General features: G+C 41.4%; 9 protein-coding genes and 4 pseudogenes. 4 read left to right on the forward strand and 9 right to left on the reverse strand.

The annotated features are described in order from the left end of the window. Positions 1-76 precede the first annotated feature (76 nt). Both V7K42_RS19945 and V7K42_RS19950 read right to left on the reverse strand, forming a co-directional pair. The gene (locus V7K42_RS19945) at positions 77-211 is read right to left on the reverse strand and encodes a hypothetical protein (RefSeq protein ID WP_334919073.1); all 135 of its coding nucleotides are present in this window, start codon (positions 209-211) and stop codon (positions 77-79) included. A 123-nt stretch (positions 212-334) separates the two neighbouring features. Further along, a pseudogene (locus tag V7K42_RS19950) lies at positions 335-581 on the reverse strand (hypothetical protein); the annotation flags it as partial. Positions 582-975: 394 nt separating this feature from the next. On the opposite strand from V7K42_RS19950, the pseudogene V7K42_RS19955 reads away from it, so the two are divergent. The 4 genes and pseudogenes from V7K42_RS19955 to V7K42_RS19970 form a co-directional block, all read left to right on the forward strand. Next, positions 976-1,359 (forward strand): annotated as a pseudogene (locus V7K42_RS19955) (LuxR C-terminal-related transcriptional regulator); the annotation flags it as partial. Between the two features lie 62 nt (positions 1,360-1,421). Next, the gene (locus V7K42_RS19960; RefSeq protein WP_334919075.1) at positions 1,422-7,412 is read left to right on the forward strand and encodes an AAA family ATPase; all 5,991 of its coding nucleotides are present in this window, start codon (positions 1,422-1,424) and stop codon (positions 7,410-7,412) included. Between the two features lie 143 nt (positions 7,413-7,555). Beyond that, positions 7,556-8,185: a response regulator transcription factor gene (locus V7K42_RS19965; RefSeq protein WP_334919077.1), complete on the forward strand. Its 630-nt coding sequence runs from the start codon at positions 7,556-7,558 to the stop codon at positions 8,183-8,185. A gap of 225 nt (positions 8,186-8,410) precedes the next feature. Beyond that, positions 8,411-8,908, forward strand: coding sequence for a hypothetical protein (locus tag V7K42_RS19970; protein WP_334919079.1), 498 nt, complete (start codon positions 8,411-8,413; stop codon positions 8,906-8,908). A 204-nt stretch (positions 8,909-9,112) separates the two neighbouring features. On the opposite strand, the pseudogene V7K42_RS19975 reads toward V7K42_RS19970, so the two are convergent. The 7 genes and pseudogenes from V7K42_RS19975 to V7K42_RS20005 all read right to left on the reverse strand — a co-directional run. Further along, positions 9,113-9,217: pseudogene (locus tag V7K42_RS19975) on the reverse strand (IS4 family transposase); the annotation flags it as partial. A gap of 40 nt (positions 9,218-9,257) precedes the next feature. Continuing rightward, positions 9,258-9,963: pseudogene (locus tag V7K42_RS19980) on the reverse strand (ISAs1 family transposase). Between the two features lie 452 nt (positions 9,964-10,415). Further along, a complete protein-coding gene (locus V7K42_RS19985; RefSeq protein WP_334919081.1) occupies positions 10,416-11,939 on the reverse strand; it encodes a lipopolysaccharide biosynthesis protein in 1,524 nt (507 codons plus the stop codon). 75 nt (positions 11,940-12,014) lie between these two features. Further along, a complete protein-coding gene (locus tag V7K42_RS19990) occupies positions 12,015-12,659 on the reverse strand; it encodes an acyltransferase (protein ID WP_334919083.1) in 645 nt (214 codons plus the stop codon). 6 nt (positions 12,660-12,665) lie between these two features. Beyond that, entirely contained in the window at positions 12,666-13,334 is a 669-nt protein-coding gene (locus V7K42_RS19995; protein WP_334919085.1) for a class I SAM-dependent methyltransferase, read from the reverse strand. A 5-nt stretch (positions 13,335-13,339) separates the two neighbouring features. Continuing rightward, positions 13,340-14,464, reverse strand: coding sequence for a glycosyltransferase family 4 protein (locus V7K42_RS20000; RefSeq protein WP_334919088.1), 1,125 nt, complete (start codon positions 14,462-14,464; stop codon positions 13,340-13,342). A gap of 13 nt (positions 14,465-14,477) precedes the next feature. Further along, the coding region (locus V7K42_RS20005; RefSeq protein WP_334919090.1) for a hypothetical protein at positions 14,478-14,731 on the reverse strand (254 nt) is incomplete at its 5' end.

A 14,731-nucleotide genomic window follows, 5' to 3' on the forward strand; every position in this document is an offset into this window, starting at 1 on the left:
CGAGCAACTTACATTTGAGCAGGTAATTTCTGTTTCCTCTTATAACTTTATTTTAGAAGCCCTTTTCTATGCAGCTTCATATTAAATTGGTATAAGTACTATTAAATAGCGATCGCACTGTACCAGTTGCGTAAGTCCTGGGTAAGATTTGAGGCAGTAGGGGTTCAAGGATCATCCACTCTTCATCTGTAAGGCTGCTAGAGTATGGCATAACTGCTGGATACAACTTTTGCGGTAACTTTACTTCAACACAGTAAAAGATGTCAAATGGGTTCTATATATGATCATCTAACTATTCGGTAAATTGTTCAAGTTATTTTTATATGATGCCTATTAGATGTGATTGGGCTTTATAACGTCCTCTACCTCGATAATTATCTACACAAGTAATACCACTAGTTAATTCTTTAATTCCTTTACTAATTGTGACACGATTCCATCCTAACTCTTGCTCTGCTTTCAACTGTCCTCCATGTCCTAATGCTGCAACTGTAAGGGAATAGAAATTTACGCTTGGCCGAACCCTTTAATTGCTCGGCAGTTTCCTTCAACAAGTTTTTCAATGAATCGGTTAGTTGTATTGACACCTGAAACATCCCAAAATCGAATCATCATTGAATTTACTACAAATTGGGGTGGGATAGGCTGCCAACGGCAGCCTATCCCACCCCCCCTAACAATGATTATCATTCCTAGTAACTGTATATTTTATTTTCTGGAAGTCCCCAACAAAGTCTGAAATCTCGCGAATAATTTTGGCTTCTCCCTCTCTTTTTGCACAATTGGGATGCTCCCGCTAAATATACCCCTTGGTCTAGTTATTGATGGCGATCGCCTGTGACAGTTGCGTAAGTCCTGATTAGTTTACAACCAAATCAGGCGATCTGGTATGATAAAAAACAAATCACTTTTTCTGACGTATTGGCATTTGTCAGACAGCATTTGTTGCAAGTCATGGTGATATTTACACTTAGCATCATTGTGTTGACTACCTATTACGGTGATGAGGATATTTATCGCGGGTTACGGGCAGGTGCAAAGGGCTATTTGCTTATAGACTCTAAACCGGGTGAGCTAAGAACCGCCATACGTACCGTTCATAGCGGTCAGCAGTACATTCCACCGAATGTGGCTGCTAAGTTAGTGCAGCGAAGAACCAATCCAACATTAAGTGATCGCGAGTTAGAAGTCCTCCGATTAGTCGCACAAGGCATGAGCAATTTGGAAATTGGTACTGCCTTGAAAATTCCTGAAAGCACCGTCAAGTCGAATGTCAACCGAATTTTAAGCAAGTTAGGTGCTAAAGACCGCACCCAGGCAACCATTATTGCTTTGAAACGAGGAATTGCCAGCTTGTAAGACGTGTCACCAATTTGTATTGCACTATCATATCAATATTGAAATTATTAAAGGTATCATTGATGCTTTCTCTACCGAATATTACGGTTAAAACTCAAATTTATGAAAGCCTGAACTCATTGGTTTACCGAGGCATTAGGCAAACTGATAACATACCAATTATACTAAAAGTTCTTAAACAAAACTATCCGACTCCAGAGGAACTCGCTCGCTACAAGCAGGAGTATGAAATCACTCGCTTCCTAAATTTAGATGGAGTAATTAAGGCATACAGCCAATGCGACTACGAGCGATCGCTGGTGATTGTGCTAGAAGATTTTGGGGGTGAGTCGTTACAAAAATGGATGCAAGAACTATCAGCAAAATATCACCCGTTTTCCCTGTCAGAATTTCTCCAGATCGCTATTAAGATTACAAATATCTTGGGCAAAATTCACGCTGCAAACATCATTCACAGAGATATTAATCCCGCAAATATTGTTTTTAATCCAGACACTAGCATAGTTAAAATTATTGACTTTGGCATTGCTACCCGTCTAAACCTTACTCATCCAACATTTAAAGATCCCAATGCTGTAGAAGGCACCTTAGCATATATGTCCCCTGAGCAAACGGGACGCATGAACCGATCGCTCGATTACCGCACCGACTTTTACTCCCTGGGCACTACTTTCTATGAAATGCTCACAGGACAACTCCCATTCACCACCCAAGATGTTTTGGAATTGGTTCATTGCCATATTGCAAAATATCCTGTTCCGCCGTGTGAAATAGAACCGACACCCAACACCCCAATTCCTGAAGTTCTCTCCAATATTGTCATGAAGTTGATGGCAAAGAATGCGGAGGAACGCTATCAAAGTGCGTGGGGCATTAAGGTGGACCTGGAGCGATGTCTCCGCCAGCTAGAAGAATGTGACCAAATTGAATCTTTTCTGCTGGCGACACATGATATTTCTGATAAGCTGCAAATTCCACAAAAACTGTATGGTCGAGAGCAAGAGGTAAAAACGCTATTGACCATATTTGAACGAGTGATAAGGGACGGGAAAAACCAGAAGGGAAGAAAAACAGAGAAAAATGAGGAAAAAGTCCAAATCCCTCAATCTAAAATTCAAAATCTCAAATCCAGAACTGAGCTGATGCTGGTTACAGGTCACGCTGGCATTGGCAAATCAGCGCTTGTGCAGGAAATTTATAAGCCGATTACACAAACACGCGGCTATTTTATTGCGGGTAAATTCGATCAGTTTCAGCGTAACATTCCCTACTCTGCGGTAGTAAGCGCTTTTCAGAAATTGATGAGGCAACTGCTAAGTGAACCAGAGGTTAAGCTGCGGCAATGGCAGGAAAAACTACTCGCTGCCTTAGGTTCAAACGGACAAGTCATCATCAATGTCATCCCAGAAGTGGAGCTAGTGATTGGCAAACAGCCGCCTGTGCCAGAGGTTGGATCAACAGAGGCTCAGAATCGCTTTAACTTCGCGTTTCAAAAATTCATTCGCGTCTTTTGTTCCCAGGAGCATCCTCTGGTGATCTTTCTGGATGACTTGCAGTGGGTAGATTCATCCACAGTGAAGCTGATAGAGCGAATGATGACCGATCGTGAGATGCATTTCCTGTTTGTGATTGGAACATATCGAGACAACGAGGTCAGCCCAACCGATCCATTGATCATGATGTTGGAGGAGTTGAGAAAACGAGGAGTATCGATCAACCAGATTACGTTAATGCCTTTGGATTTGACGGCAATTACCCAATTGATTGCGGATACGCTTCATTCAACCACAACGGCGATCGCTCCTTTAGCGGAGTTGGTGCTGCATAACACTGGAGGCAATCCCTTTTTTGTGAATGAGCTTCTGAAAACCCTATACACAGAGAACTTAATTACGTTTAATGTTGAACGTTTAAATTGGCAATGGAATATTAACCAAATTAAGGCGAAAGGAATTACTGACAATGTGCTGGAGTTGATGCTTGGCAAGCTGAAGCAATTACCTGAGCCGGCACAACAGATACTGCGATTTGCTGCTTGCATTGGTGCTGATTTTGATTTAAGTACGTTGGTAATTATCTGTGAGCGACGACCGGATGAAATCTTTTCAGATTTAGTCATTGCCATTCAAGCGGGTCTGATTTTGCCCACGTCTGAGCAAGACGCAGATCTGTTGATTCAGGATTATCAATTCGTTCATGATCGCATTCAACAGGCAGCCTATGCTTTGATTGAACCCTCCCAAAAACAAGCGGTTCACTTGCAAATTGGTCGCTTATTCTTACGCCAAGTATCCTCAGACGATCTATCGGATCAATTATTTGCGCTCGTGGATCATTTGAATTTAGGGGCTGGACTTGTCTACGATCGATTGGAACGAATTGCGATCGCTCGTCTCAACTTGCAGGCGGCTCAGAAGGCTAAATCTGCTGCGGCTTTTAGTGCGGCACTGGACTATTTAGCCGCCGGGATCCAATTGGCGCAAGGTGATTGGCAATACCATTATGAATTGAACTTAACTTTACACGAGGAAGCGGCAGAAGTTGCTTATTTGTGTGGTGATGTTGAACAGATGGAACAATGGGCAGCCATTGTCTTACAGCAGTCGAAAACGGTGCTTGAGCGAGTAAAAATCTATGAAGTGAAAATCCAGGCATACATGGCGCAGCATCAGATGCACTCAGCCCTGCAAATTGCCCAACAAGCACTGTCATTGCTGGGGATTCACTTTCCTGAGCAGCCAGATGAAGCAGATATCAGGCAGGCATTTTCAGAAACTGCTGCCCATCTATCGGGGAGGCAAGTTGAACGCTTAATCGAGCTACCCATCATGAAAGAGCCGCGTATGTTAGCGGTGATGCGGTTGTTGAGCAGTGCATATTCTCCTGCTTATATCGCTGCCAATGAGTTTTTGCCCCTCATCATACTTCAGCAGGTTAATTTAGCTATTGAATACGGGAATTCTGCTCAAGCTCCCTTTGCTTATGCTGGGTATGGCACGATTCTCTGTGCATTAACGTTTGATTTTGAGACGGGTTATCAGTATGGTCAATTAGCGCTCAATCTTTTAGAACGGCTTGATGCCAGATCGATGCAAACAAAGATATTCTTTACGGTCAATGCGTTTATCAATCCTTGGAAAAAGCATGTTCACGGCACCTTAACACTATTACAGGATATTTATCAAGCAGGTAGGAGAAATGGCGATCTAGAGTTTGCGGGTTATGCGGTAATGACTTATTGTGAATACTGCTACTTTGTAGGTCAACCTCTACCTGAACTTGAGCAGAAATTTGCAGACTTCATTGCGGCGATCGAGCAACTCAAGCAAATTGTCAATGCTAATTATTTGAAACTATATTTGCAAACGATTTTGAATCTCAGTTCAACTCATCTTCACCCTACTGATTTGTTGGGTTCTATCTATGATGAGTCCAGCAACTTGCCACTACTTCAGCAGGCAAACGATCGCTATGGACTCTTTAATTTATATACCAATAAACTGGTTTTGGCTTACTTATTTCAAGATTTTGAACAAGCGCTGGATAATGCTAAACATGCAGAACCTTACTTAAATGGAGTCACCGGACATTATGTTGTTGCCATCTTTTATTTCTATGACTCGCTGGCATTGTTGGCGAAATATCCGACAGTAACCAATTCAGAGCAAATAGATATTCTGGATCGGGTCACTGCAAATCAAGCGAAGATGCAACGATGGGCACAGGCTGCGCCCATGAACTACCAGCATAAATATGACTTAATCGAAGCAGAGAAAGCACGAGCTTTAAATCAAGCCCTTGAAGCAATGGATTTTTATGAGCAGGCGATTCAGGGAGCTAAAGATAATGGATACATTCAGGAAGAGGCATTAGCCTATGAGCTAGCGGCTCAGTTTTATCTGGCACGCGGTATGCAAAAGTTTGCTCAAACCTATCTCAAAGAGTCCCGTTATTGCTATGAGCGTTGGGGAGCAACGGCTAAAGTCAGGGATTTGGAAGTTACATATCCAGATTTACTATCTCAAAGATCCACAGCGACTCAGGCAACGAATGCATCCGTCACCAGTTCTGGCAATCTCTCAGGAGACGTTTTAGATTTAGCCGCACTGATCAAAGCATCGCAGGCAATCTCTAGCGAGATTGTATTGGATCAGTTGCTGAGTTCCTGGATGAAGATTCTGCTGGAGAATACTGGCGCACAAAAAGGGTATTTGCTTCTAGAAATAGAAGGACAACTACGAATCGAAGCCTCTGGGGAAGCAGATTCAGGGCATGTGACCGTGCTACAATCGCTTCCCTTTGAGCAACATCTTTCTAAATCTATCATCAATTATGTGATCCACACCCGTGACAGCATTGTACTTAATCATGCTGCTCAGGATGGCGATTTTGTCAATGACGTTTATATTCAACAACATCAGTCAAAATCGATTTTGTGTATGCCGTTAATGAGTAAAGATCAACTCAGAGGCGTGGTTTATTTGGAAAATAATCTGACTACCAATGCATTTACCCGCGATCGCTTAGAGATTGTAAAAGTATTGTCTGCTCAAGCCATTATTTCGATTGAAAACGCTCAACTTTACTCAAAAATCCTCAAACGCGAACAAGCTTTGAGAGAAAGCGAACGAAAATTGATGCAAATCCTGGAAGGAATGCCGATTGGGATATTTATCGTTGAAAGTAGCGGTCAGCTTTTCTATGTAAACTCCGTTGGCGAAAAAATTGTTGGCAAAGGCATCACGCCATCAGTTTCGATCAAACAAATACCCGAAATTTATCAATTATATTATGTGGGAACCGACCAGTTATATCCTTGGCAGCAAATGGCATCGGCACGAGCATTGCTTGGAGAGCAAACTTTTATTGATAACTTAGAAATTCATCGTGCCGATCAAATCGTTCCTATTGAGTCCTGGGGAACGCCAGTCTATGATGAACAGGGCAATATTGTTTTCTCCATCACTACCTTTCAAGACATTACTGAACGCAGAAAGGCAGAGAAACTGCTAGCTGATTACAACCGTGAATTAGAAAGACAGGTTTGCGATCGCACATTAGCACTCGTACAGCGAGAGAATGCTCTGAGGCAACAGAAAGAACTCTTACAAACCATCATTGACAATATTCCAGTGATGATTATTCTTTATAATTCTCATCACCAAGTTCATCAACTGGTGAACCGGGAGTTTGAGCAATTTCTGGGTTGGGTACAAACTGAAATCAATGACGTGGATGTGCTGACGGAATGCTACCCGTTTCCGCCCTATCGTCAGCGTGCGTTAGAGCACATGAATGCGGCTACCGGGAAATGGCAAGACTTTAAGATTCGACTGCGCGACGGACGCTATGTAGATACCTCCTGGGCAAGCGTCCGTCTAAGTAGTGGCATCAATCTGGTGATTGGGCAAGACATTCGCGATCGCAAACAGGCAGAGGAAGCTTCGGTTTTAGCAGAACGCAACCGTATGGCACAGGAAATCCACGATGCGCTGGCACAGGCTTTCACGGGGATTGTTGTGCATTTAGATGCAGCTTCACGGCGGTTGCAGACAGACCCCAGTGCGGTAGAAGGCTACATCAAAACAGGACGCGATCTGGCTCGATATGGACTGAGTGAAGCACGGCGATCGGTTGAGGCATTACGTCCACAGTTTTTAGAAGAGGGCGATCTGCACAGCGCCCTCAGTCGCCTTGCCACACAGATGTTCGCCCACTCAGATGTACAGATTGTTTATGAAGCGATCGGTGAACCGTTTTCTTTACCAAACGATGTAGAGAATCATTTACTTCGGATTGGACAAGAAGCCCTAACCAATGTGTTCAAATATGCGAAGGCAAGCGAGATCCGAATTGAGCTAATATACGAGTCCGAGCAGTTTTACTTGCGAATCAAGGATAATGGACAGGGTTTTGAAAAAAGTAATATCTCTATCGGTAGTGGTTTTGGTCTACTGGGGATGACCGAACGATCTGAACGCATTGGGGCAGAATTAACGATTCAAACCGCTCCAGGGCAAGGAACAGAAGTGGTCGTATCTGTGGTAATTTAATACTTAGGAATAAATTACCCTTGATGTGAATTAAAAACGTCCCTGATGCCGTAAGTGTTTTGAGAATCTTCCAAAATTATGGTTTTGGAATTATTGACGAAATTATAACGATTTCAACACTTAATTCAGATTAAACATCAATTATGAATTTTTCTAATGCCATTCGTATCCTGATTGCTGACGATCATCCGCTGGTGGGCAGTGGTTTAGCAGCATTATTGGAGGGTGAGCCTGATATTAAAGTCGTTGGGCTGGCTCGTAGTGGGCAGGAGGCAGTAGAACTATTTCGTCAATATCAACCCGACATCACATTAATGGATTTGCGGATGCCTGATGTAGATGGAGTTGCGGCAATTGTGGGTATCCGGGCTGAATTTGCAGAGGCTCGAATCATTGTATTAACTATGTACAAGGGTGACGAAGACATTTATCGCGGACTGCGGGCAGGAGCAAAGGGGTATATTCTCAAGGGTGCTGAACCAGAAGAACTTTTAGAAGCGATTCACACCGTTTACAGTGGAAAGCAATATATTCCACAGACAGTTGCTGCTAAGCTAGTAGAGCGGATGGGCAATTCAGAATTGAGCGATCGCGAAGTGCAAGTGTTGCAGGAGATGGCAAAGGGTAAGAGCAACTTAGAAATTGCCACAGGGATGGGTATTACTGAACGCACGGTCAAGTTTCATATCAATAATATTTTCAGTAAGTTGAGAGTCAGCGATCGTACCCAGGCAGTGATTATTGCATTGGAACGAGGATTTGCTAGTTTGTAAGAAAGGGTAAACCTGTACTTGGGATCAGGTTAGAAGTGAGTTTTGGATCGTTGCTTGAACTTAGTCTGTCTTGTTATGATTGCCCCAGACTATTGGAAATTATACAGGAATCCCACTAGGTTTTTGAAAAGTTTCGAGAGCAAAGCCTTTGTACAGCAAGGGCTTTGCTCTCAGTAAACTTAGAAAAAATCAAGCCGGATTGCTATAGTTACTGAGGGTATAAACATGAACTTACCTCCAAATTCATCCACTTCTTTAAACTCCTTGATGCTGATAAATCGCGATCAATCCCTTTGTTCAAAAAGGAGTCGTAGTCGTGGGCTTGTTCTCACAAGGCAAGGATGGCAAAAACTTATGCAGGCTGGGGTATTATGCGATCGCTACGGCAACCGCTATACCTATGAAATCCTGGCTGGACAATCAGATTTGTCTCCTCGCACAGTCAGCAAAATACTCAACTCCAGTTTTCCAGTGGACAAACGCACATTAACAATTTTCTTTAATGCTTTCCAGTTGCAACTGGAATTAGATGATTACGCAATTTACAACACAATTTTAACTGAACAGGCAACAAATTCTATCAAGCAATATCAGGCTCCAGAAGACTATGCAACCGAATTACAGTTATTAGTGGAGGAGGTCATGCAGTTAAAAGAGCGCCTAGAATTTTACGGCCAACGCTTTAAGTTACTGGATCTTGCAGAATCTGGACAGAATGTGTAGACTACCAAGTATTGATGAGCCAGAGTCTATCTTAGGTTTAACTAGTCAGTCGTTTTATCCCTCAATGTCTGGCTCTACTACATTATTCAGATACTTTTTCTACCGTAATTTCATTTACTTAGGTATCTCTTTGTTCAGAAACGTTGAATCCTGATACAAAACTTTACATGCACAGTTATACTAACTCTCTTAAGCCTAAAATAGTCAACATGACATTATCTCCTCAAACCAATGAACATAACTGATTTTCTGACACATACAAGATTGTAAATAGCGGAATTTACCTAATAGCGTATGTCCCCATTGTTGTCAGGGTTAGCGCGTCTCAAACCCTGTTGACAGGTGGATTCTAGGAGAGTGTTGAGTTTGGGAGAGCCGCCGCCAAGACAGAAACCATATACTGATCATTCATCGCGGCTCGCCGTGATTTTTGGCGAATACTGCGATGAAAAGATGTTTCTCGTTCCAAGGCATTGAGAGCAATCCGACGTAGGAAAGCAAAATTCTGTGGGCTGTGCAGAGAACGAATCCGACATTCATCCTCACCGAAAGTGACATCCAATGTCCAATGAACAGAATTTTCTATTCCCCAATGCTGTCGAATTGCACTACCAATTTTGTTAGCATCGCTGGCGAGACTAGTTATGTAAAATTGCACCTCCTGGGTTGTCTGATTCCAATGCTGAATCGAACGTACTACCATAACTACTGTTGTCAGACCAGCCCACAAATCTTGTTCATGAAGTGCAGAAAGTTGTGACAGTGGTACGGTGTAAACCTGACGATTTTCGATGCGGTGATGTCCTTTTTCTATCCGTCCTAAAAGTATCGGGGCTGGGTATCCCGAATGGTAGTGACAAAAACGTTTTCAACCACTCCTGTTTATTGAGTCCATACTCCTCAATATCTTCCCAACCTTCTGCACCTGCTATTACTGCCAAAATCGCTATGGTGATGATTTCGGTGAGTAAATGATATCTCGTCCTTTCTACTCTGGGGTCTTTTATTTCTGTGAAGTATTCCTGAAATTTATTGGTAATCTCAAAGCTATCTATGAAGGGTGTAAAAGATGCTTTGGTTTTGCAATTCTAGTTCTCAAATCCTGCTGGCATTACTCGAACCTTGGGGCTAGATGGATTAAATCTTACCCTAGCCTAGATAGTGCCACTTTGTTTCTAACTTGATTGCTGATCAGGTAAGTCCGCTTGTCAATAGGGTTTGAGACGCGCTAACCCTGCAAGACCTCTGTACCTTTACAGTGGTAATTTTAGTTAATATCAGGTTGATTTGGCAAGAAAATGTCCTGTGTAATCGGTTGACTTAACCGCCCAGATATCAGTTGTGCTAGAGAGCCAGTCCAGTAAAAGTAGTTGACAAGATGTACAGTTTTTGCAGAGTGTAAAAAGAGGAGAACACGGTATCAGGAGTGCAGCCACCATGCGTCCGTTAGTTTGGAACTCTCCCATAGAACTATCAGCAAAAGAAGATTATTGGAGGAGACGGAAAGTTATCTACGAATAATTGAAAACAATATACGTAATCGCGTGTTCCACTGGCAGCGTTCTGATGTATTGAACACTAGTAACCATACCATGACAATGTAAATGAGCTCAGTCAACCCTATTTCAGCACCCAATCCAAACCATCCCCGAGGGGTGTGGGTTCTGGCAATCCACCAGACTGCTAAACCATAAGGAATAGCAACTGCCAATGGTCGAGCAACTGCTAAAAAAAGTTGTCTCAATGATGTACCAAAAACAGATCGAAGTAAAAGGGGAAACCACCATAGGCTAACAGTCACAAAAGCAACAAAAGTACCTAGGAGAGGGCCTATCATCCCAAACAAGTAAGTGCAGACAATACTGATGACTACATTTATTAATGCTGAAAGTGTAGTAGGCGGTATCACTTTTGCCACATTTCCAGTACCGCTAAAACACCACCCCCAGAGGGACAAAAGCCCTAGCAGAAATCCATTGCTGGTAGCAAGCAAGGTAACGCCAGCACCACCAAAACGGTCTTGTCCAACCCATAACTGAATAAAGTAAGAGTTGTAAGCCGCGATCGCCACCATAAAAGCTAGTGCCATCACTGCTACTAACTGCGTTAATTCAATCAAACGGGTGTTAAACTTTTCTCGTTCTCCTTTAGCATGGAGATCGGCAAGAGCAGCCCAAGTAGCATTACCAATGCCTTGTATTTGTGTTTGTGCCAGCATCGCCAGACGTTGGGTAATAAAAAACGGCACAATGGTTGCTGGACCAAGAGTGTAGGAAATGATAATATTATCAGTAAACAAGCCAAACTGGCCTGAAATATTTAAAACCAATGTAGGCCAGCTCAATTGCCAAAGTTGTTTCTCAATCGGAAATTGAGATTTGCGATCGCCAACAACTGTAAAAACATCTGGATAGCGGCGCAGTCCTTCCCAACACATTAATAATTGAAAAAAAATATTGCCCAAAAAAATAGCCAAATATTGCCCAGGAATGCCAAATCCAGCCCTTGCCAAGAGTAGTGCTACACCAGTGATTAGGAGGTTTTGAAATCCTAAGAAGGCGTTGGCAAAATAACTGCGTTGGCTGGCATCTGCTAAGAAGCGAAAGGGGGTCAAGGGCAGTAAAAAAATGCTCATCAATCCCAACCAATAGCCCTTTTGAAGTTCGCCTACTAACACTCCTTTGACGGGTACTAGATGAGTGATGAAACAGCCCAGCACAACTCCTACCAGCCCCATGATTCCCATAATTCGTAGATAAGTGCTGATACCGGTAGCTAGTGTGAGGCGGATTTGTTGGCGATCGCCAAAACTCACTGCTTTAGCCAACAGTGCCAGCAATGAGCCACTAATGCCCAATTCTAGGAGATGAAGATAATTTCCCCAATCACTAGCAGCGCGAAACGCTCCATAGCGCTCATCGTTCAGCCAACTCAGTAGTAGGGGTGTGCTGACTAAACCTACACCCAGTGTTATCACCTGTAACATAAGTCCAGTCACAAAGTTAACTACTGAGCGTTGAGTTCTATGCATTTGGCTTGTACTAAATCCATTGAATATTAGGAAGAATTACAGAATGGCTTGTTGTAATGCCTAAATTATTGAATTTTAAATTCTAGATTTATCAGTCCACCACACATTTTCTCGAACTACTCGTGCAGGAACTCCAGCTAACAAAGAATGAGGTGGACAAGATTTATTGACAATTGCTCCAGCAGCAACAACTGAACCCTCGCCAATTGTCACGCCCTTTAAAACAGTTACATTACACCCAATCCATACATTATCTGCAATTACTATTGGGTCTGAATAAGGTGGTAAGCCAAATCCATGCCCATCATCATCAATTACGCTTACTCCAAAGGATATAGCACAGTTTTTCCCAATATAAATTGAATTTTGGGCAGCTATTTTACTGCCATCAGTGATATAAGAATTACTTCCTATTGTCAGTTTGGCGGAATGTCCAACACTCAATTTGACACCCCGTCCTATGATGGCTCCATCTAAGACAATTATTGCGTTAGAATCGCAAGCAATTACAGTGGTATCATTTCTTGGGGTTGATGCACCTAATAAGGGTATTCCGATAGAGCAAACTTCGTCAGAAGACTGAACAATAATATCTGAAGATAAACTTAGTTGAATTCTACCTCGACATATAAACATACCTGCTTTTCCTGCACAACGGTTGAGATGCCATTGTGCTATCCAATTAACATCCGAGGCTCTACAAATCAAACGGTATACCATAGAAGTCTATTGGGTAAGATTTAGCTTAGAAGCAATCAAAATTATATTATCAGCGTAATCAAGACCTAGAATGCGAGTAATCATATATCTCGTTACCAAGTTTAAAAATTGCTGTTTCCAGGTTTGTCTTTCTGCTTCAAAAACAACTCTGTATCCTTCAATTTGCAAGCCTATACAAGTTAAATAAGCCCATAAATCATTGATGTTGTAACAATGAAGATGAGTCATGTCTGAAGCCAATGGACTTCTTATACAACGTCCATTAGGAGTTTGTATAAATAAGACACCATCTGGAGCTAGTAAATCAATCAGTTTATGAATAAGGCTTAAACCTTCTTTGAGTTGTAAGTGTTCGATCACATCTAGACATAAGATAGCTGAGTATTGATATGTTATTTCATCTAAAGTTGTATATGTATATTTAAATTCTTCTCCTATATCTTGTGTATGATAAATTTTTGAATAACCTGCTTGCTTAAATTTTCGCATAATTCTTAGGTCTCCTGCTCCTACATCAAGAACAGCATTTTGGTTTTTTATTTTACTGAAAATAACTTTCTCCACTTCACAAAGTTCTTGTGAAAAACACCACCTAAGTAGAGGAAAATTTGGTATTTTTGATTGTAGTAATTCTTTTCTTTTCCAATAATTCAAATAAACTAGATTCGGTTGCATATTACTTATAATACTTGTTTATATACTTGTTCAGTTTGCCGAGCGGTAATTTGCCAATTAAAATGCTGGCTGCGTTTTTTGGCTTGATTCACTAAATGAGCGTAATAATATTTATCACCTATTAATCGTTTTAACAAATTCACTAATTCTTTAATCTCATAAATAGAAAAAGTCTCGCCACCATCGCCTAAAACTTCTGGCAAGCAAGTAGCTTTTGCTGCAAAAACTGGACAACCAACCACCATTGCTTCACAAAGTTGCAGACCAAATCCTTCGTATTTACTAGGATAGACGAAACAAAGTGCCTCAGCATAAAGTGCTGGAATATCTGCATCATTTACCCAGCCTAAGAGTTTTAATCTCTCTGCAATACCTAGTGATTTACCCAATTCCGATAATGTATCATGCTGCTCGTCTTTGCCACCAGCAAGTACTAAATCTACATTATCTAAATTAGCTTGTGCAAAAGCATTAATCAAAAAGGGAATATTTTTACGTTCTTCCCAGCCACCAACATAGAAAATATAAGGAAGTTGTAATTGATATTTACTACGAACTCGTAAGCCTTCTACCTTAATTAAAGTCTGCTCAAAACCTGAACTGGCAGCTTCATAAATAACTGTAATTTTGCCTTCTGGAATCTGGAAATATTTAATAATATCTTGTTTTGAGTGCTGACTGACAGTAATAATATGCTCTGCCTTATTTCTGGCAACCCAATGATAGGCTTTAGTCTGTATATTTGCCAAACTAAACTGTTTATACCAAGGTCTATCTTGACAAGAATAAACCTGGTCTATCACATCATGTAACGTTAGTATACGGGGACAAGGACTTGACCAAGGAAGACCAAAGTTTATTGGACAGTGTAGGATATCTACCTTGTCTTTTTCACATTGCTTTGGCAACCAATATTGCTCCCAGTAAACATAGCGCATAAAGGGAGCAATACGTATTTGGTAACTGTCTTTTGGTAACTTTGCCAAATGGCTTTTATGCAACGGCTGATCTGAATATAAAAAAAGCTTTATATGCAATGAGGATAACTCAAGCAAAAGATTAACAGTATAACGATTCCAACCTCTAAGTGTAGGGGAGCTTAAAAGTCTAGCGTTGAAAGCAACTTTCATAATGCTTATAAAATTAATTTAGCTGAAACTGAATCTTCAATTTCTTAGCAATTTTTACATGTAGATAGCATTCTAAAAACCAAGCAAGTGATAATGAAAGTACGGCAGCAACTATATTAATAGCCCAAACTAAAAACATGGTGTGAACATCATTCAATTTTAATAAGCGATAAACAACAATTATAAGTGGATGATGTATGACATATAGAGCATAGGAAAAAGAAGCAATATTTGTCAATTTTTTGAACCAATTAATTGGAATTTTTC

The sequence above is a fragment of the Nostoc sp. genome, from assembly GCF_036917455.1.
Classification (GTDB): domain Bacteria; phylum Cyanobacteriota; class Cyanobacteriia; order Cyanobacteriales; family Nostocaceae; genus Nostoc.